19 protein-coding genes and 1 pseudogene are annotated in these 20,255 nt (G+C 36.5%); 8 read left to right on the forward strand and 12 right to left on the reverse strand.

Features of this window, described 5'->3' with window-relative positions; translation table 11 throughout:
- Positions 1-2 precede the first annotated feature (2 nt).
- Together ACM46_RS14815 and ACM46_RS14820 are read left to right on the forward strand one after the other, a co-directional pair.
- Positions 3-731: a hypothetical protein gene (locus tag ACM46_RS14815; RefSeq protein WP_048507449.1), complete on the forward strand. Its 729-nt coding sequence runs from the start codon at positions 3-5 to the stop codon at positions 729-731.
- A gap of 160 nt (positions 732-891) precedes the next feature.
- Positions 892-1,608 (forward strand): NERD domain-containing protein, encoded by a 717-nt coding sequence (locus tag ACM46_RS14820; protein ID WP_083997418.1) that lies wholly within the window; start codon positions 892-894, stop codon positions 1,606-1,608.
- 61 nt (positions 1,609-1,669) lie between these two features.
- On the opposite strand, the gene def is transcribed toward ACM46_RS14820, so the two are convergent.
- From def to ACM46_RS14865, 9 genes are all read right to left on the reverse strand, one after another.
- A complete protein-coding gene (gene def, locus ACM46_RS14825) occupies positions 1,670-2,299 on the reverse strand; it encodes a peptide deformylase (protein ID WP_048507450.1) in 630 nt (209 codons plus the stop codon).
- 177 nt (positions 2,300-2,476) lie between these two features.
- On the reverse strand, positions 2,477-3,349 hold the full coding sequence (locus ACM46_RS14830; RefSeq protein WP_048507492.1) for a ChaN family lipoprotein: 873 nt from the start codon (positions 3,347-3,349) through the stop codon (positions 2,477-2,479).
- Positions 3,350-3,886: 537 nt separating this feature from the next.
- On the reverse strand, positions 3,887-4,915 hold the full coding sequence (locus tag ACM46_RS14835) for a hemin-degrading factor (RefSeq protein ID WP_048507451.1): 1,029 nt from the start codon (positions 4,913-4,915) through the stop codon (positions 3,887-3,889).
- Between the two features lie 4 nt (positions 4,916-4,919).
- Positions 4,920-5,570 (reverse strand): class I SAM-dependent methyltransferase, encoded by a 651-nt coding sequence (locus ACM46_RS14840; RefSeq protein ID WP_048507452.1) that lies wholly within the window; start codon positions 5,568-5,570, stop codon positions 4,920-4,922.
- A gap of 2 nt (positions 5,571-5,572) precedes the next feature.
- Positions 5,573-6,343, reverse strand: coding sequence for a heme ABC transporter ATP-binding protein (locus ACM46_RS14845; RefSeq protein WP_048507453.1), 771 nt, complete (start codon positions 6,341-6,343; stop codon positions 5,573-5,575).
- Positions 6,343-7,383 carry a FecCD family ABC transporter permease gene (locus tag ACM46_RS14850; RefSeq protein ID WP_048507454.1) on the reverse strand — a complete coding sequence of 347 codons (1,041 nt, stop codon included), beginning with the start codon at positions 7,381-7,383 and terminating at the stop codon, positions 6,343-6,345. The genes ACM46_RS14845 and ACM46_RS14850 overlap by 1 nt, the downstream gene beginning before the upstream one ends.
- A complete protein-coding gene (locus ACM46_RS14855; protein WP_048507455.1) occupies positions 7,367-8,245 on the reverse strand; it encodes a heme/hemin ABC transporter substrate-binding protein in 879 nt (292 codons plus the stop codon). Before ACM46_RS14855 ends, ACM46_RS14850 begins: the two co-directional genes overlap by 17 nt.
- Positions 8,246-8,267: 22 nt before the next feature.
- A complete protein-coding gene (locus ACM46_RS14860; RefSeq protein WP_048507456.1) occupies positions 8,268-9,374 on the reverse strand; it encodes an HmuY family protein in 1,107 nt (368 codons plus the stop codon).
- A gap of 15 nt (positions 9,375-9,389) precedes the next feature.
- Positions 9,390-11,507, reverse strand: a complete 2,118-nt coding sequence (locus ACM46_RS14865) for a TonB-dependent receptor plug domain-containing protein (protein WP_048507457.1) — start codon at positions 11,505-11,507, stop codon at positions 9,390-9,392.
- Positions 11,508-11,600: 93 nt separating this feature from the next.
- Between ACM46_RS14865 and ACM46_RS14870 the strand changes: the two genes are divergently transcribed.
- Positions 11,601-12,419: a T9SS-dependent choice-of-anchor J family protein gene (locus ACM46_RS14870; RefSeq protein WP_048507458.1), complete on the forward strand. Its 819-nt coding sequence runs from the start codon at positions 11,601-11,603 to the stop codon at positions 12,417-12,419.
- A gap of 194 nt (positions 12,420-12,613) precedes the next feature.
- Positions 12,614-13,903, forward strand: coding sequence for a T9SS type A sorting domain-containing protein (locus ACM46_RS14875; protein ID WP_048507459.1), 1,290 nt, complete (start codon positions 12,614-12,616; stop codon positions 13,901-13,903).
- Positions 13,904-14,116: 213 nt separating this feature from the next.
- Here the strand turns inward: ACM46_RS14875 and ACM46_RS14880 are convergent, their stop codons facing one another.
- From ACM46_RS14880 to ACM46_RS14890, 3 genes are all read right to left on the reverse strand, one after another.
- Positions 14,117-14,407, reverse strand: a complete 291-nt coding sequence (locus tag ACM46_RS14880) for a putative quinol monooxygenase (RefSeq protein WP_048507460.1) — start codon at positions 14,405-14,407, stop codon at positions 14,117-14,119.
- Positions 14,408-14,495: 88 nt separating this feature from the next.
- Positions 14,496-15,383, reverse strand: coding sequence for a sulfite exporter TauE/SafE family protein (locus tag ACM46_RS14885; protein WP_048507461.1), 888 nt, complete (start codon positions 15,381-15,383; stop codon positions 14,496-14,498).
- Between the two features lie 182 nt (positions 15,384-15,565).
- Entirely contained in the window at positions 15,566-15,973 is a 408-nt protein-coding gene (locus ACM46_RS14890; protein WP_034743243.1) for an RrF2 family transcriptional regulator, read from the reverse strand.
- Positions 15,974-16,339: 366 nt separating this feature from the next.
- On the opposite strand from ACM46_RS14890, the gene ACM46_RS14895 reads away from it, so the two are divergent.
- From ACM46_RS14895 to ACM46_RS14910, 4 genes and pseudogenes are all read left to right on the forward strand, one after another.
- Positions 16,340-16,768 carry a DUF4268 domain-containing protein gene (locus ACM46_RS14895; protein ID WP_048507462.1) on the forward strand — a complete coding sequence of 143 codons (429 nt, stop codon included), beginning with the start codon at positions 16,340-16,342 and terminating at the stop codon, positions 16,766-16,768.
- 148 nt (positions 16,769-16,916) lie between these two features.
- The gene (locus ACM46_RS14900) at positions 16,917-17,759 is read left to right on the forward strand and encodes a hypothetical protein (RefSeq protein WP_048507463.1); all 843 of its coding nucleotides are present in this window, start codon (positions 16,917-16,919) and stop codon (positions 17,757-17,759) included.
- Positions 17,760-18,182: 423 nt separating this feature from the next.
- Positions 18,183-18,824, forward strand: coding sequence for a hypothetical protein (locus ACM46_RS14905; protein ID WP_048507464.1), 642 nt, complete (start codon positions 18,183-18,185; stop codon positions 18,822-18,824).
- A gap of 586 nt (positions 18,825-19,410) precedes the next feature.
- Positions 19,411-20,255 (forward strand): annotated as a pseudogene (locus ACM46_RS14910) (T9SS type A sorting domain-containing protein); the annotation flags it as partial.

Genomic DNA, 20,255 nt, shown 5'->3' on the forward strand with positions numbered 1-20,255 from the left:
TAATGAAAAAAATCATTTTAATTCTAATTGTATTCTCCATACTCATTTCTTGTAATAAAGGGAAAAAATATGGCTTTGATTCCCCGGAGGAAAGTATAAAATCAGTATTGGACAATTTTCCGATGATTGATAAAAAATTAGAAAAAGTAACAAAGGTTGATCTGGATTCCTTGTCTGTAACGCTTTATAAAAATCCAGAAAAAAAAGATTACGACGAGGTTTTAGTTTTTGAAAAGAACAAAAGATTTTACTCCATTCCATTCTTTTCAAATATGTATTTTGATTATTGGGATTTCATCAACGAAAAGCAACCTCTCCTTTATCCGAAAACCAATACAACTTTTGAAAAGCAGATGAATATTTTAGTTAGAGAGTTAAATTTAAAACCTGCAGACTTTACAATTCTAACAAAAGTAATGATGAGTAACATTTTAAATACTGAAACCAATCTGTATTTAAAACCAAAAATTTTCGAAAATTATGTTTATTCTACCTATAGAGTAGATAAATACAAGTTGGAAGAATCCGATTCCTGTATCAATAGAACTCAATCAGTTTTCAATCATATTCTTAAAGATTCTGAAAAAACAATGCAATACAATCAATACTTTTTAGATTCTGAAAATGGAAGGGTATATGAACTTATCAATGAATCCAGAAAAAGAGGTGAACTAAAATTTAAAATCAAAACATATAGAATCGATTGTTTTTCACATAGATTAAATATTTAACATCGCTACCTTGACGATGCACTTATCAAAATCATCAATTTATTTAGAGCCCTTTGACGGAAAGGACATGAGAGGTGAAACTTTCTCTAGAATTAATATCTTTAATTAAAATAAAATCTGTTTCTTTTGGGAGCAGATTTTTAAATAGTATACAAACAGCATGAACAGTAGTCTTTTAATCATTTTTATCTTAGGCATCCTGTACTTAATCATCAGATATTATATTCCAAAAATAAAGGGATATATTGGTGAGCGAAGGGTTTCTGAAAAACTTAAAAGATTAAATAATAAAGAATATATTGTTCTGAATAATATTGAATTAAAGATTAAAGGTTCCATTTCACAAATAGATCACATCATTGTTTCAGATTATGGAATATTTGTTATTGAAACCAAGAATTATAAAGGCTGGATTGTAGGCTATGAAAAAGACAGGTATTGGTCTCAGGTTATTTATAAGTACAGACGTAAGTTTTACAATCCTATTTTACAAAATCAGGGTCATATTTATGCTTTAAAACACGTCCTGAAAAACTATCCTTATTTGCGATATTACTCAATAATTACATTTACAAAAAGGGCAACCCTTAAAACCAAAACATATACTGATGTGGTTTATACCAATAAGTTAATCAAAACCATAAAAAAATATGACTCAGCTTATATACATGAACGAACCAAGAATGAAATTGTCGCAACAATACTCACTGCAAGGAAAAACATTCGCGCTGAAGATAAAAGTATAATAGCCAACTCTACCATCAACCGAAATATTTCATGCCCTAATTGTGGAGGGAACCTTATTAAAAGAAATGGTCAATATGGATCTTTCTGGGGCTGTACTAATTTCCCGAAATGTAAGTATACAAGAAACTAAAACTTCTATCAAACAGAATATGCTGTACAGGAAAAGATTAAATTCAATTGGAAATCAATCATTATCTCGTCACAGAATCACTTCTTTTAAAAGCATCTACTTTTTTATAAGAATCGTTCTTCTCTTTTTCCTTTTTATCTGAAATCAGGATGCCGAAAAGGTGGTCTATTTCATGCTGGAAAATCACGGCGGTAAAACCTTCCACAATTTCAGCATATTTCTGCCCTTTGAGATCAACATATTCCAGCTGAATTACTTTGCTTCTGTAAAACTGATCTCTGAATTCAGGAATAGATAAATCTCCTTCAGGACCTAGATTCTGTAATTCCGATCTCCAGACAATCACCGGATTGATAAAATATTCGAAAGGATTTCCTTCTTTATCGAAACGCTGTACCCAAATTACTTTTCTGTTGATTCCAACCTGAGGAGCGGCAATTCCTACTCCGCCATTCGTAGAAAGAAGGGATTCTTTCATTCTTTTCACGAGTGTTGCCGTATTGGGATCTACCGGATCAATTTCCGTTGAGAGATTGAGTAAAGTTTTATGCTGTTCCGGGTCTGTCGTCTGATAAATCGGCATAGCCGTCTTGATATCCCCTTGATTGATGATTGAAATTTCTTTTGGTGTCAGCTTCTGAGCATTGATGAACCCCATAAAAAGGATCAGCAGAAAAGGTATTTTTTTCATTTTTATTCTTTGTAGCACAAAGATAGATATTGTGCTTCAAATAGGTAACTGGCACGGATATTTTGTATAAACTGGATAGGATATTTAATGAATCTTATAGTCACAACCCATCTATGATGTTTGTAAGGCTTCTATTTTTAAACAAAAAAACGGGCTAAAGCCCGTTTCTATTGAATTTTAAAATGTTTTCGTCATATCCGCAGGAATAATCAGATTGAATTCTGTCGGGATATATTCTTTTTCAGGGATCTTGAGTTCAGGATCTTCAGATTCAAAAACAGAGATCACCGCCATTTTAAGATTAGGATTCTTCTGTTTGATGTACCAGTAAATTCCACCGAATTCTTTACTGTGATAGTTTCCGTTATAATGAATGAATGTTTTCCCCGCCTGCATACTTTTGAGAATAGATTCAGCCATTGTAGCATCTTTTGTAGCCTGCGCCGAAATAAAATTCATCACTTTTGTACCTTCTGCATGGTCGCCCATCATCGCTTTCATTTCCTGATATCCCGGAGTATCCAATGTTACTTTTATAGGAAGCTGAGCGACATAGGTCTTTTCCAGAGCACTTAATTTATTTAAAGACTCCAGGCCTTCTTTTGAGGTTTGGGAAGCATATCTCCGTGGAATATTAGTCGCAATGAAACTTAACTTTTTAGTTTTAGCAAAATCGACTAGAGGTTTATAATCGGTAGCGTAGTTATTCCACAAACGTGCTGAATCTTTTAATGTTTTAGCATCAAATTTCCCTTCCAGATACTTATTCAGCTGCGACTGGTTATCTCTTTCGAACATTTCAGCTCCAAGAATAAGCTGTCCGTTTTTCTTCTGAAATAGTCCTTCCGTCACTTTCAGCTGAAGCCAGTGATTGATGGAGCTGTTATGATTTTCACCAAAGAAAACCACATCATATTCTGCCAGTTCTTTGACTAATTTATCCGTTTTAACCTCCTTTCCTTTCTTGTCATAAAACTGGTAAGCTTTAAAGTCCTGCCCGCTTAATGAGCAGAAACCAGCCAGCAAAAAGGCTATGAAAATATTCTTCATTTTTATTTTATTTAAATACAAATTACACCAATGTTTCTTCACAAATATCACAAATTTTTGTTTTGATTTTAAACCATAAAAGTCTTTTTTTAAACCATTAAGATCAATGAAAAGAGTAAGTAAAATTAAGACAAAATCCATTGGATTTTTTAAGTCACAATGAAACACTTAAAGCGAAGCTTATCTTAATTATTCTTTAAAACTTAAAAAACCTTAATGGTTTTATTATTTAACCACAAAAGTCACAAAAGTTTTTTATCTGAGTTCTTTAATTATTTCTAAAGTTAAACACATTGCGTACAAAAAGTACTAAAACTCTATGAAAATCTCTGATCTTTCAGCTTATGTGCTCTTGCTGTTTTCAGGATAAAAAAGCTTTTAAAACTAAAGTATCCCAAAAACTTTTGTGACTTTTGTGGTTAAACAAATCTGTCCCTCAAATTTCTTTTTTTTCAGCAAATTTTGCGATCTGCTTCAAAATAAAAAGACCGCTTTGAATTAAAAAACAAAACGGTCCATTCAAAAATCATCTAATTATTATTTCTCTAATTCTGCAACAAGATCTTTCCACTCCTGCAGTTCAGGAATTCCCGGTTTTCTCTTTCCGAAGAACTGAACAATGAAATCTCCTTCTTTGTTGAATACCTCAATTGCTGTTACTTCTCCGTCTTCAGTAGGTTTTTTAACAATCCATGCTTCTGCAATTTTTGTTACATCAAGGTGTAAGTTGAAATCAGGATCCATAACGTTGAACCACTGCTGGTGCCAAAGTGTTTTCTTCACATTTCCGGTGTGAATCTGGATAATTCCTCTGTTTCCAACGAAAGCCATGATCGGAATATTCTTTTCTGACGCGTCTTCAAGAACATTCACCACTTTTGCATTGTCGATTTTTTTAGTAAATCCTTCCGGAGCCAATCTTAATGCCTGGGTTCTGCTTACTCCGAATTTTCTGGTCATCATAAAGAAATCATGAGTATCTTTCAGTTCTGTCCATGCTTGTCTGAATCCTTCAGCATCAATCTCTGCATCTGCTTTTTCAGGAGCTTTTGGAGCCACAGCTTCTATCGTAAGAACCTGATTCTGATCTTCCGCTTTGAATTGATCTACAATAGCATCGAAAGCTGCTTCATCACTGTTTTTCGTAAGGTAGATCTTATGAAGGGCAAGACCGTCTTTTCCGAAAAACTGAAGGCTTTTTTTATCTCCTTCCACTACCGCAAATGCAGATTTCCAGTGGTTCAGGAATATTCTTAAATCAATATCTTCTCCTACGAAAAGCTGAGCATGCGGGCTGCTGAAATCACCATTCTGGTAGATTCCTTTTCTTTCGTGCACACATTCGTCGTTACGGGTAAGTGCCATTACTTTTCCCAATTTTTCCGCTTCGGTAAGGATAGCCGGGAATTCAGGGTTTAAAACAGTTACGCCTTCTCCTATGCTTGTTGCCAGTAATTCAGCTTCACTTACGCCCAGCTGTGCTGCTGCATTTCTTATTCTTATATGTGGATTTTCTGCTTTCAGAGCCTCCCATTTTTCCTTTAAATCATTAACTAACGTGCTCATTATTTTATTTTTTTATGGTTAAAACTGTATAAATTCTATGGATGGTTTCGTTCCCGGATTTACTGGGAATATCTTCTTCTTTATCGGAAATTTTCATTCTCTTGAAAGGGCTTTCAGAAATCAGCTGTTCCATTTCGCTGTTGCTGTACATGGTAAAATTGTACTCTGTGAAAGGCAGTGTTTCCATGAATCTTCTCTGTCCGAAAGTAAGGACGAAGGTTCCGTCTTTCTTTAAAACCCTGTAGATCTCGTTGAGGAATTCTACGGGTTTTTCCCAGAAATAAACGGTATTCACGGTAAATATTTTATCAAAAGTCTGATCCTTAAAAGGAAGTTTTTGTCCTTCATACAATACAAAATCGGCCTGACTTTCAAAATCTTTATTCAGTCTTTTGGCTTCGTTGTACATGGTTTCGGAAATATCTACTCCTGTGTATTTCAGATTCTGAGCTCTGTTGAGAATATTTTTCAGATGCCCTGCATTCCCATGCCCTATTTCGAGGATGTGTTCATCATCTTCTATCAGAAGCGTTTTAATGCTTTCTAATGTCATGCTGATGTTGGTGGTATTCATCATCTCACCTATTTCTATGCCTTTTTCCCCCTGAGGGTTGGCCAGATTCTGAGCGAGGATTTGTAATTCATCTTTTTCCATGGTTATCCAAAAATGATCATTGGGTTATTGGTAATAGGATGTTCGCAAATGGTGCACGGAAAGTTGTAGGCCTGACTAATATTGTCGGCGGTAAATACTTCCTGTGGTGTTCCATAAGCAGAAACCTTTCCTGATTTCATTAATAAAATTTTGTCTGCAAACTGAGCGGCAAGATTAAGATCGTGAAGTACAACGATGGCACTGTTGGCTTTTTGGGTGAAACTTTTAATGATTTCCAAAGCCCTGTACTGGTGTTTTATATCCAGATTATTCAGAGGTTCGTCCAGAAAAACCAGTTTATGGGCAATGCTGTTTTCAAGCTGAGCCATCACTCTGGAAAGATGTACACGCTGTTTCTCTCCTCCGGACAAGGTATTGTATTCTCTGTCCTTCAGATGAAAAATATCAGTTTGATCCATCATACTATTCATGGCTTCAAGATCTTCTTTTCCGGGCTGGGTATCAAAATAAGGATATCTTCCCATCATGATCACATCCTTTACTTCAAGCGGAATGTCATTGCTGTTGTGCTGGGAAAATTTAGCTTTGTGCTGAGACAGTTCTTTGATCTCCCACCGGGTTATATCTTTATCTTTAAACAATATGGTATGCTTAGACTTGATCTCATTGGCCAAAACACTCAGTAAACTTGATTTCCCGGCTCCATTCGGTCCTACAATGGCAAGAAATTCACCATATTCCAGGGCAATATCTATCCCATCCAGAATATGAAAATCTTTGTGTTTATAACTGATTTGATGTGCCTTTATCATTACAGGGATTTTTTAAATTTAACTAAAATAGCAATAAAAATAGGGCCTCCCATCAGGGCTGTAAGAATTCCTATCGGAAGTTCCGAAGGTTCTACAATGCTTCTGCTAAAAGTATCTGCCGTCAACAGTAATATGCTTCCGCACAGGGCTGACAAAGGCAGTATAAATGTGTAATTCGATTTAAATAAAAGTCTCAGGATATAAGGGACAATAAGTCCTACAAATCCTATCGTTCCTGAAAATGCTACACATGTTCCCACCATTAATGCTACAATAATGATGATCTGTTTTTTAAGCTTTTCTACATTGATTCCTAAGTGTTGTGCATCTTTTTCTCCAAGCATCATGGCATTTAAAGCCTTTCCTTTGGGAAGAAGAATAATGTAAGAAATGATCAAAACTACTGTTAAAATAATATTTTTCGTCCAGGTTGCTGCTGCCAGACTTCCCAGGTTCCAGAAAGTAAGGTCTCTGAGCTGCTCGTCTTTTGAGATATAGATCAAAAATCCGGTGATCGAAAATCCGATGGCCGTAATGGCCACTCCAGAAAGGAGCATCATGACTACATTGGTTTTTCCGCCAGCCGTAGAAATTCTGTATACGAGCATCATGGACAAAAAGGAACCGATAAATGCTGCAATTCCTACTATTGAAAATTGTACCACCTCGGGAAGATACTGTTTGAAATGTCCTCCTAATACAATGGCAATTGCCGCCAGCAGTGTCGCTCCCGATGTAAGTCCTATCAGATCTCCTGTCGCCAGAGGATTTTTAAAAAGACCCTGCAGGCTGGTTCCTGAAACGGCAAGCATGCTTCCTATTAAAATAGCCATAATAATTCTGGCTGCCCTCACATCCCAGATCACGTATTTATCGCTTAAAGATAAACCCGGATCTCCTTTTATATATTGCCACAAAACTTTGAAGGGTGACATTCCTCCAAAGTCGTAGACTCCTGTATTAAGCGCCAGTACTGCTATAATGACAAGCAGTACGGCACCTATAATTAGATGAAAGTATAATTTACTTTGTGTTCTCAATTAAAAGTTTGTTTAATCCTACTGCTGCTTCTCCTAGTCTAGGTCCGAAACCTGAAACCAATCCTCCATCCATTGCGATGATTTTCTTGTTTTTACCTGCGTTGGTCTGTGCTACGCCCGGCATTTTAAGAGCTCCTTCGTTTCCGCCTGCACCCTGAAGTCCGGTTTCAAAGAAGAATAAAACATCAGGATTCGCTTTTACTACGGCTTCCGGTGTCAAAGGTTTGAAATCTTCGAAATCCGTTACGGCATTTTGTCCGCCCGCAAGCGTGATCAATGCATCCATTGGTGTTTTTGTTCCTGAAACCATCAGCATATTTCCTCTGGCGTAGATGAACAATACTTTCGGTTTTTTAGCGATAGGCTGAACTTGTTTTAAATCAGCGTCTATTTTATCGTTCAGTTTCTGATAATCTGTATTTCCAACTGCTTTGGCTACGTCAGCAATAAGTTTTTTAGTTCCCTCTACAGTATATTCCTGGTTGAAAACCTCAGTTTTGATCCCTGAAGACTTGATTTTAGTCATTAATTCCGGGTTGATATCTTTCCCGGAAGCTAAAATTAAAGTCGGGCTTACTGCCATAATCGGTTCAATCGTCATAGATCTTACATGCCCAAGATCTTTAGCTGTCGCTTTTAATGTTGCAGGATAGGTGCTGGTAACATCTGTTCCAACGATTTCTTTTTCGTGGCCAAGTGCAGTTACAATCTCCGTAATACCTCCGTTTAAGGTAACAATTTTATTATTGGATTTTGGTGCTTCAGAAGCTGCTTCTGTGGTATTTTCTTTTTTAGCTCCTTCTTCTTTTTTGCATGAATATACTGCCATCAGAATGGAAGCTGCAAGTATTAATTTTTTCATGATGTACTATTTGTTTGATTTATTATAAAGGGTCAAATTCAAAATTGGAATACCCTCTGTTTCCGTTTTTGTCTTTCATCGCATTGAATCTCAGCTTAAAATAGAATCCTTCCGTATCTTTTAAGACAAAGAAACGGTCTGAGTATACAAAGGGCTGTGGTATATCGGGTGTTCCGGTAGTGGTTCTCCATTTATCTCCAAGTGCACGCTGGTCATTAAAAATAAATTTAGACTGATCTACATCGCTTAATTTGAAAGCATTATAAGCCTGTTCAAGATTACCTCCTGCACTGACTTGATATACTCCAACACCGTCTAAGGTATTCGTAACAATAAAGTCAGCATAGAAATAGCTTCCTGCACTCGTAGTAGGAGCTGAGAATACTTCGTTTGTAAACGTTGTAAATGCAAGGTCCCATTTTTTCTTTTTCGGCTGTACTTTTACAGGGGCTCCGGTTTTAAGATTGAAATAGGAGAAATTATACTCGGTATCTTTTGTGATAAGGTATTCCTGATAAGTGGTTGCCGCTACATCTGCATAGCGTATTTTATATCCGTTCTGGGAGCGTAAAATCTGAATTTTCTTCCAGCCTCTTGCTGCTCCCGACAAACTCACAGATCCTGCTCCGATATTATTTGAAGACGGAAGATCTCTTCCTAAATTGACCAGGTAGATTGGATTTTCCGCATCATTTTCTTTAATAGCAGCAATTCCTGTCGTTTGGGTCAGAAAACTTCCGTTTGGATTATCAACATACTGCATATTGGCAGCACTGAATGTTCCCACCTGAGCTTCTGTTTTAAGAGCTGTAACGTCCGATTCCTTTACCAGATTGATATCTGTAGCATTAGGAATTTTTGCAACCGTCATCGCAATAGATCCGTTGATCACTACACGGAACGCATCTCCTGTATAAAACCCAAGATCCCAGCTTGTTCTGGTATTGGTGGCAGCATTCTTGTAATCACTTAAATCAATCCACACCTGATTAGGCTCTGTAGGCCCGCCTACGGCAACATCTACTACTGATCCTGTAAGAGGAGCAACGGCCACCGGTTCTTCATCGGCTGCAAGGCACGACTGCAAAGCAACAATAGACAGAAGGGATAGTATTTTTAAATATTTCATAATGATAGCTTAGTTTTAAAATTGATAGATTAATCTGGCAAAATAGCTTCTTCCGTAATATAAATTAATGCGGTCTGCGCCTGCAATATGACCAGCTGCTGCACCAGCAGTAGAATTCAGACTTGTAACATCAAATATATTTTTAACCCCTGCGGATACTTCAAGATGATTTTTCCAGAATGGTTGGCTTACAATAAAATCCATCATGTGAAAACCATCTGTTTTACCCAGTCTGAAGCCTTCAATATCATTCTCCAGTACATAGTTTCTTCCGGGCCCTGTATATTTGTAAAACAGTGAAAAGCCTGTCCCCGCGTTTTTCAGTTTATAATTCACTGATGCTCCGGCCTGTACAAGATATTGGAAATCTGTAGGAGAAGTGTGCTCCAATTCATTTAATGACACGGAAGTACCATTAACCGAACCTCTCAATGAAAATGCCAGCTGATCTTTTCTAAAATCTACATTGGCAGATAAAAGCATGTTTCGGTAGATATTGAGGTTCATATATTTATAGGTGGAAGGTCTTTTTACCGTCACCATTTCTATTCTGTCCTGTACATCCAGGTATAATGCATTCACACTATAAGCTATTCTCCAGTCGTTCGCGGTTGAAAAATTCTGATCCCAGAAAACACCCGCTGAAAATCCTTTTTCAGGATTCAGATCAGGATTTCCCTGAACATCATGGTTGATATTCACAAAATAAGTAAACAGTTCATCGTAGGTAGGAAAGCGGTTCGCTGTCCCGGCAACAGCTCTCAGATTTGAATTTTCCGAAGTTTTCAGTCTTGCCGAAAGTGAGTAATTAAACTGATTATCAAACATATCGCTTACTGAAAGTCGTGCTCCGGGTCTTAATGAGAACTTATCAGAGATATTCCATTCGGCAGAAACGAAATTGGAATAGGTAAAGATTTTTCTTTTCACAGATTCACCAAAAAACTGCCCTGCAATAAGGGCTGCCTGTCCATTGGTATGGTCTAATTCATAACCAAGCTGGAAATCAAAAGTTTTATTGTTCAGGAAATTACTGAACATCCCTCTTGAATAGATTATATCGGTCTGGTAATAGGATCTTTTTTCATCCTTATTTATGACGGTCCTGTTAGGAATATCATAGTTATAATCAAAGTATTTTCTGTCCTGGATCTGATAAGAAAAATCACCCATATAACGGATGTCTCCTAAATTAGCCTGAATATTGAACTGATGAATCCATCTGTCGGTATTGTATTCTCTATCTCTACTCTGATAAACAACACCTCCCATCCCGTCGTTAAGAGGAATTCTATTGGTTTCAGGATTATAAAAATTAAATTTTTCGTTCAGATAAGAAAGTTTGTAATAGAATGAAGTTTTGTTCTTGGTGTACCTTATCAATGCTGAAGCATCGTATTGATCTTTCGGGTTCCATTCGTAGCCTCTTTTTATTTCAGGATCTGTTCCAAAATATTTATAGCCTTTGCTCTCCCCTTCATACCCCATAAATTGATTATGGTTAAAGCTGATGTTCGCAAACCAGTTGTTATCTATGTTGTAATCTACGTTAACGTTCTGAATATGTCTTCCGTTTCCTTTTTTCTTAAGGTCATAGTTATTTCTTACCGTTTCTTCCTGAAGAGATGCTCTTACCGCAATCTTTTTCGGACTTGTTTTTCTTGTAATGATATTAATGACTCCGGCAACTGCTCCATTCCCGTATTCTACTCCCATGCTTCCTTTTACCACCTCAATTCTTTCTACATTGTTCAGAGAAAGTTTGGTAAGGTCTATATTACTTCCAAGCCCTGTATCTCCTACTACCGGAATATTATCAATTAATATTTTCACATAATTTCCATCAAGCCCCATAATGTTGGCTGTAGAATTTCCCGAGCGGGTGTCTGGTGTAATCTGGATATTAAGACTTTGATTTAAAACATCTGCCACATTGGTAGCCGCCATATTTTTGATCTGCTGGGCATCTATGACGTCAACTTTATATATTGATTTATTGATGGACTGCTGTGTATATTGACCTGTAATGACAACTTCCTCTATTTTTTTATTTTTATTAAGAGAATCTTTTTCTTGTGCGTTCATCCAAAAGACTATGGATAATGATAGAACGGAAAGCACCTTCTTCTTCATAGAGTAAAAATTTTCGCAAATATAACGCTTTATTTAGAATAGTTAAAAATAAATACTTATTTTTGTAGAACAATTCTAAATAAAAATAACGTTATGAAATTAAAACTACTTTTAGGAACATTGATGTTTACGGCTTTTACAGCGCATGCACAAGTAGCGACGCTCAATGAAAATTTCAACAACTTTACTATTGGAGCAACCACTTTTCCGCAGGGAGGCTGGGCAGCAGTAGTGGCTCCTATTACAGGTGCATTTCCACCTGCATCTCCAAGAATGATTGTAGCTGCCCTGGAAAATGATAATACACAGAGATTTATCCAGTCTTATGCAGGTAATAATGCGACAACTCCTTCTTATCTTATTTCTCCTTTAATTGAGAATACAACAGGAAATAAAGTTTTAACATTTACGACTACATTGGTATCTCCGTCTCCCGGGCCTGGAACCATCCAGATCGGATTAGCCAACAGCGCCAGCGATATGTCTACTTTTGTAGCGGTAGGAAATCCTATCAATGTAACTACCATTGGAGTAAATCAGAACATAAGTGTTAATATTCCTTCAACTACAGGCTCTTATATTGTTTTTAGATTTACGCCAAGTGCTACCCACGTAGCTGTTCAAATTGATGATGTAGTCTATAAAGTGAATAGCTCTTTGGGAGTAAATGATACTGCTGCGGTAAAAGAGAACTTTAAGTTTGCAGTTAATTCTGACAACACTGCTTTAGAATTTATTACAAAGACAGAGCCTAAAAATATTGAGGTGTACTCTGCTGCAGGGCAAAAAGTTGCCGAAGGAAAACTAAAAGGCCGGAAATTTGACATCAGCACACTTCAGACTGGTGTTTATTATATGCTTGTTGAAACCGCTGAAGGATCAGCAGTGAAATCCAAGTTCATTAAAAAATAAGGTTTATTAGACTGTAAAACCTCTATAGAGCCGGCTGGAAGATTTTCCAGCCGGCTTTTTTCTGCACTATAAACGGTCATTTTCATGCTCAATTCTTCTGAAACAAGATAAATATCATGTTTTTATTTAGAATGATTAAAAATAATTATCTACTTTTGTGGAATCATTCTAAATAAGAATTTAAAAAATAAGTTATGAAAACAAAACTATTATTGGCTTCAGTTCTTGCTCTTTCTGTTCAACAAACTGTTTTGGCACAAACTGATGCATTAGGATACACGCAGGCAAATATGACGATGGGACCTTCCTACCAGAATCGTGTGTTTTTTAACCTTGCCAATGGTAATATGGTTTCCCAGCCAGCGAATACATGGGATGTTGCTTTTTACAGAAATTCCAACTTTGCATTTGGATCAAGAGTGAATGATGCAATGAATATAGAAGTATATACTGCTTCTACCAACATGGCAGACTGGGACAACATCAGCATCAGCAATATAGGAAGCTGGGGTGAGCCTTTATACAACCCTGACCAGACTACAGATATAAGCCAAGGAGCTTTTGAACAGGGTCCTATTACCCATCCTACCCTTCCTGCAACGGGCTGGGGAGTATACAACAGCATGACTCACCACATCGAAGGAAAAGCCATTTTTGTTTTAAAATATACCACTTCCAATACGTATGTGAAATTTGCTATTGAAGATGCTTTTGCCGGATATACCTTTAAATATTCAAAATGGGACGGATCTGCATGGGGACCTACTGAAACCAGAACTCTTGCCAACGGATCAGATAATGCGTATTTCAACTACTTCTCATTCACAACCGGAGCCAAAGTTCCCAATATGGAACCTCCTAAAAGCGACTGGGATTTTATGTTTACCAAATATTACACGTTCTATAATAATATGATGATGTATCCTCTTACGGGGGCTATTCAGGGACCAAGTGTAAAAGTAGCAAAAGTACAGCCTGAAACACAGGAAACAGCTACCTTCAGTACGCCTGCGGATACCAATTTCTCATCAAACCTTACTACGATCGGTCATTCCTGGAAAGGTATTGGAAACGTTTACAACAATGTAGTGTATTATGTGAAAAAAGGCAGCGATTATTACAGAATGTACTTCACGACCAACGGAGGCGCTACTACCGGGGATATGTATTTCAAATACAAAAAGATAACCGCTACTCTGGGAATCACGGAAGTAAGCAAAAAAGCGTCTTTCGGGATCTATCCCAATCCTACGACCGCTGACAAAAAAGTGACGGTTCTGTTTGATGTTAAGGAAAAAGCAAACAACAAAGGAAGCATAGAAGTCTATGATCTTACCGGGAAAAAAGTACATACTGCAGAACTGACCAACCAAGCCGGTTTCTACAAGCAGGAGCTGAACTTATCTCACCTTACTGCCGGAAATTATATTGTAAAAATTACTTTCGGAGGCAGTACGGAAACCAAAAAACTTATTGTGAAATAACTCAAAATTTTAATACTTTCTATTTTTTCTAATCAAAAGGCGGCCTCAGTACTCTGGGCCGCCTTTTATTTTTTTATTGAAAGATTCAAAGATTAAAATATTTAAAGATTATTGGATGCCCGGAACAATTCAGCTCAGCAACCCCTATTTTTTTAATCTTTTAATTTTTTAATCATTAAATCCTTAAATCTTTAAGCCTTTAAATCTCAAAGCCTAATATATCTTAAACCCCTTATACACTTCCGCAGAGCTTTCCAGCATTTTTGAAGCATCTTTACGGAAATCCAGAAGATGATCCTGTCCGTTGTGCCTGTTGTGGTGATCTACACTTTCCCACAACTCAATCAGGAAAAAAGTTCCTTTGTTGTCTTTGTCTTCAATAAGGTCATACTGAAGGCATCCTTCTTCTTTTCTGGTTTCTTTTACAAGGTTCTGAAACAGTTCTACAGCGTCCATTAAATAGTTTTCATTAAACTTAAAAAGCGCTACTATATGCAAATTCATGTTCTATTGTTTAGTGATGTAAAAGTAGAATATTTTCAAAACCAAAATTGTTTTTCCGGCATTTATTTTTCTGAAAACCTTAGAAATATCACTTAAAAACTGATTTATAAATAGTTATACAGCTCATCACAATAACGAGGATTCCAATCACCAGAAACATTTTTTTCACTGGAAGCTTTGCGGTGAGCATGGCAGAAAAAGGAGCTGTGATAATACCTCCAATCAGAAGACCGAGAATAATATTCCAGTGCTGGATTCCGAGAGTAAGAAAAAAAGTAATAGCGGCCGTTATCGTCAATATAAATTTAGCCACCGTAGAACTGCCAACAGCAAATCTTGGGGTAAAAGCATTTTTAATCAAAGTTCCGGTAACCAGCGGGCCCCAGCCTCCACCGGCAAATGAATCTATAAACCCTCCGATTACTCCCAGCCTGGTAAGATTGGTCTTTCTTTTCATCGCTTTGTTCTGCTTTTCTTTAAAAGCATTGGACAGGATCTGAATTCCGAGATAAAGGGTATAAAAAGCAATAAGTGTTTTTGTAATATTGGCATAATATTCTCCCAGATAGGTAAGGCTTACCGCACCGATAACAGCTCCTATTACCGCCGGAACAGCCAGCTTTTTAACGAGACTTTTGCTTACGTTTTTCAGTTTGATGTGGCTGAGACTTCCCGCCGCCGTTGTGAAACTTTCAGCAGAATGAATGCTTGCACTTACAATATGGGGTGGAATGTTCAGGAAAAGAAGGGTGGTTGTGCAGATCACTCCATAGCCCATTCCCATAGATCCGGCGACAATTTCCGCCAGTACACCTACCAAAAGCATCCAGTAAAAAATATAGTTGTCTTTGGCCAGAATATTCTGGAGCTCTTCTATATACCCCAACTCATACATGGACAGAACCGTGATCAGCAATAGCGCAGCCGTAATAAAAAATACATTGAGTCTTATCTGAATTTTTCTGGAAATTATCATATTATCATATTATTACAGCCCGACCCTAACCTTTAGATTTTCTGAACAGATTCTTTCTTCTGCTTTGAAACCATTGGCAGCATAGTTTGAGCATGTCTGAAACATTTGGAACACTGCAAATATCAAATAAAAATATTATCCTACCAAAAAAGTAGACTAATAAATCAAAAAAAAGGACCGGGTCAGTCGACCAGATCCATTAAAGTTTTTTTCTCAAGAATATTCAGTGAGGCATCTCTTACTTCGATGAGAACATCATGCAGTCCGCAGTGATCTTCGTTACAGTCTTCACATTTTTCATAAAAGTTTAAACTGACACACGGAAGCATGGCAATAGGCCCATTCACCAAACGGATAATCTTGGCAAGTTTCACATTTTCAGGATTTTCTCTTAAAAAATAGCCGCCCCCTTTTCCTTTTTTACTGTCGAGGATATCTGCTTTTTTAAGTTCCAGCAGGATATTTTCTAAAAACTTTAAAGGGATCTTCTTATGTTCTGCAATTTCGGAAATAAGAACCGGGCCGTCATTCCTTTTCTCTACAAGGTACGACAGCGCTTTAAAAGCATATTGGGATTTTTTTGAAAGCATTACAGCAAAAATAAGAAAATAGTTTGAATTTGGGAATTGGGGGAAGGGGAAAAGGGTAAGAAGGCTGAGAAGGCGAAGAAAGCTGAGAGGATAAAGGAGGCTAATTGATAAAGTGGTAAAGAGAATAAGATGAATGTGTAGATTCATAAAAATAATAAAATAAAGCTGCCAGGCAGGCAAACGAATTTACAAATATTCTTTTCAGCTTTCCTTCTTATTCGTGTTTAATCATCCGCCTTTTCGCCATTTTGCTCATTAACTTTTTCGCTTTATCAGCCTTATTTGCCTTCTTAGCCTCCTGAGCTTCCTTCGCCTCTCACTCCCACCCCTTTTGCCCTTCTCCCATTAAATTCTTAAGTTTGCCCCATGTTCAGTAAACAAGAAGCACAACAGCTAAAAAAGGAGTTTTGGACGGCTTTTGGAAAGTCTTTTCCGAGAAAATGGCTCCTTTACGATACCAAGATCAAGGATTTATCATTTAAATTTCTTGCCGACAACAAAAAAGCGGAAGTCTCTTTGGATATAGAAATGAAGGATGAGATCTTCCGTAATGCATACTATGAAAAGATCTGGTCTCTGGAAGATATTTTAAAAGATTTTATAGGAGATTTTCAAAAAGAGGAATATTTTACTCTTGAAAACGGAAAGATAATCAGCAGAATTTGGGTTGAAAAACATCATGTATCTGTGTTCAACAAAAACACCTGGCAGGAAACTTTTGAGTTCTTCCGTGAGAAAATGGATGGATTTGAGCGGTTTTATTATGAATATGAAGATTTCATCAAAGATGTGTAATTCAGGATATCTAAAGAAATTGAATTAAAAATTACAGATATTTTTCTTTCCATTAAAAATTATTGTCTTATTTTTAGACTATAATATTTTTACAAGGTTAAAAGACGATTTACCGTCGTTTTTAATTCTTTACATTGATCATCAGGAAATGGAAATCTTAGAAAAATATAAACTCACTTTTGTTAACCGTCCCTTCAGTTATCCTGATGGGAAAACGGTTAATCTTAAAATGGCCCTTCATCTTGTAGAAAAAGACTTTCTGGGCTATTTTATGGGACGTTTCAAAGACAGTGCAAGTATTGATGAAATCATCTCACAGATTGACTTCATTATTTCGGAAGGTTTCTATGATCCTGAATATTGTGAAGAAATCTATCTGGATTTTCTCACCATGAAATACACAGATACTTCCGTTGTGTTTGAAGATATTGATACTGACAGAAGGTTTCTTCAGGAAATTCCGTTTTCCGATATGAAAGAAATGCTTTTGCTGTGGAAAAATTTTGTACAGACTTCTCCTTTTGACGGAGCTGCTGTAGATAAATATTCAGAATTTCTCTACTATTTGAAAGATGGTGAATCTGAAGAAGTAGCAGTCTCATTTCTCGTAAAGATATTTGGTGAAATTGATTTTACTCTGGTAAAAACAGAACATATCGGCGAATACAGAAAAGAATTCAGCACAGCTTATAGCAAAGGAAAGAATGATGAGTTTTATATCACCAGTCTGTATGACCAAAACGGTGTGATGATCTATGAAAAGGAAGAAAATTATTTCAAGGGAACATCTGAAGTGGTGATTAGAAAGTATTACCTCGATGAAAAAACAAATTATCAATCAGAACTTTTATATAATGCTGAGGGTCAGTTTTCTGCCATGGAAAACCGCAATGCAGACAGCCCGTATATTTATGCTAATGAGATAGAAACAATCCTTCCCGGCTTCTTAGCAAAAAATCCTTATTATAAAAATTCAGATATGATTTCTTAATTCTCTGATTTTAAATATATTTGAACTCGCAAAAAGACCACCCATGAAAATTGAATACAGAGATGAAAATTTTAAGCTCGTGGACAGCATCCATGCTTATGGGAAAAAATACAAATGGTATGTCATCCAGACGACCAGAATAAAGGCCTGATCCCTCTATACAGCGGATAATGATTCCGCCTGAAATACCTATATGGTACCCCCTTAACGAATTTCTACACAACCGTACTTATAAAAAACTTTCCGTTTCAGAAATAATGATTCTGAAAAATACGGCATGAAATGGTATAAAATTACCAAAGCCAACTTAACCAAAGCAAGTTAATTGAATCTAAAGGCTGTGGGGTTTTGGAATGTGTAAGAAATTCAGATATTTTTTGACACAAACACAATGATTACACAACACACATTAAACGACTAAACATGAAAAAAGTATACAAAAACATTTTTGGAGAAGTGATTTCAAAAGCTAAAGCGGAGAAATTGGACGACTATCATTTATATTATTATGAAAAAGATTCTGATGTGCTGAAAGAAATAGAGTTTCTCACTGAAGATGAAATTTACAGTATCAATTACTTTATGAACCGGGAAGATGATGAAGAAGAGGTAGTGAATTATCTGAAAGAGAAATCTGATCTTTTTGATATTGAAAAAAGAGAATCTGCCGGAGACTTCATTATTACCACCAATAAAATCTATTCCCTGGCTGTAGATGAAAAACCTTTGATTTCAAAAACGGTTTTCTACCATAATGATCCCGAAAATTTCATCTGTTCTCAAATCCTTGATAACGAAACGATGCAACCTATACCGGAAAGAACCACAAAATGCTGGTACGCTGCCGATAAAAACGGAGAAAAATATGCTGCGATAGAGTTCAGTTACCAGGAAGACGGGAAACTTGAACTGGCCATCAATAAAATTCCGAATCCGGATAATGATCTGGACTGGGAGCATTACGAATACTCTACTTTTAAAAATTTACAGAGCCAGATTGATGCAGACATCAGCTATTACAAAACTGCGGTACTGCTTCCGAAAACTGCGGACAAAGAGAAGTAAAACATTCTCAGTTTAAACAGTAAACAGCTCCATTCAGAGTTTTTTCAATCAGGATTATTAAAATTCTTGATGAAAACAAAATACTATATTTGCTAAAAAATACAATTTCAACAGAAATAATAAAGAGAGACTTTCGGGTCTCTTTTTTTATACCCCTATAATTAATCTGACTTTAATATTAAAATATTATCATTATCGCAAGGGTAAACAAAGATTCACTACTTTTTTGAATGTTTTTAAAGCTAAACAAAGCCACTTCGTTTATTAAAGTAAGGCATTACTCCAATGAATTCTATGTCGCTTCAAGCACTATATTAATGATTGAAAATCAATTCACTAAGTCTTTTTGTTTTTAGGGCACATTATTCTGAATTTACTTGTTCAGAATAAATAATACGTCACGTTCTGTCGCTAGCCATAACTATTTTTGTTTCATAGAGATAAAATAGCATGTGTAAAAATAAGTACTATACGCATAAATGATAAAATTCACATTAAATCTTTTTAAGGAGACTTTAATAACCGTTAAAAAACGTTAAATTTGCGTCGAAATTAAAAAACTAATATTAAAACAAAACACAAAGAGATGAAGAAATTCTACTTGGGTGCATGCACTTTATGTACCGTTCTTGGGTTGTCTGCCCAGGAAGTATTGTGGCAGAAAGATATCCAATCTTCTACGCAGGATTTTCTAAGCCAGGTTACGACTACTATTGATCAGCAGTATCTTATTTCGGGAAGTTCGATCCAGTCAAAAAGCCAGACGCCAGCAGCTAATAGCCAAAAGCAAAACAATGGTTATGATTTTCATTTGATAAAACTCAATCAGCAAGGCGAGCAGGTGTGGGAAAAATACCTCTCCGGGAATAACCACGACTATTTGTCGGCTTCCGTAGCCACTCAGGAGGGAGGATTTCTTCTGGCAGGAACTTCTTATTCCGGAAAAGGTTTGGATAAAAAAGAAGATTCCAAAGGAGGATCTGATATCTGGCTGGTAAGGCTCAATGAATTTGGAGATGAACTATGGCAGAAAACTTTGGGCAGTTCCTCAGATGAGGAGGCAAGATCCGTTATTCAGACGACGGATTTGGGATTCTTTGTAGCCGGAAATGTCACCCTTCGAGAACCTCAGGGTACGGCTAAAGGTTACGGTTCCAAAGATGTCTTGATTTCAAGATTGGATAAAAACGGAAAAGTACTTTCTGAAACCATTCTTGGTGGAAAAGGCCTGGATGAAGTGGAGAAAATAATTCCTACGAAAGATGGAGGAGCATTGTTAGGGATTTATTCCAGAAGTTCTACAAACATCAATGATAAAAGATCAATGATCAATGATGTAAAGCAGTCCAATAGAAATGGTGCGTCTTCCAGTATCAATGATCATTTATCAAACATCAATTATTCAAAGAATTCCGAAAACTTCGGTGAAGG

Origin of the sequence: Chryseobacterium angstadtii (assembly GCF_001045465.1) — a bacterium.
GTDB classification, from domain to species: Bacteria; Bacteroidota; Bacteroidia; order Flavobacteriales; family Weeksellaceae; genus Chryseobacterium; species Chryseobacterium angstadtii.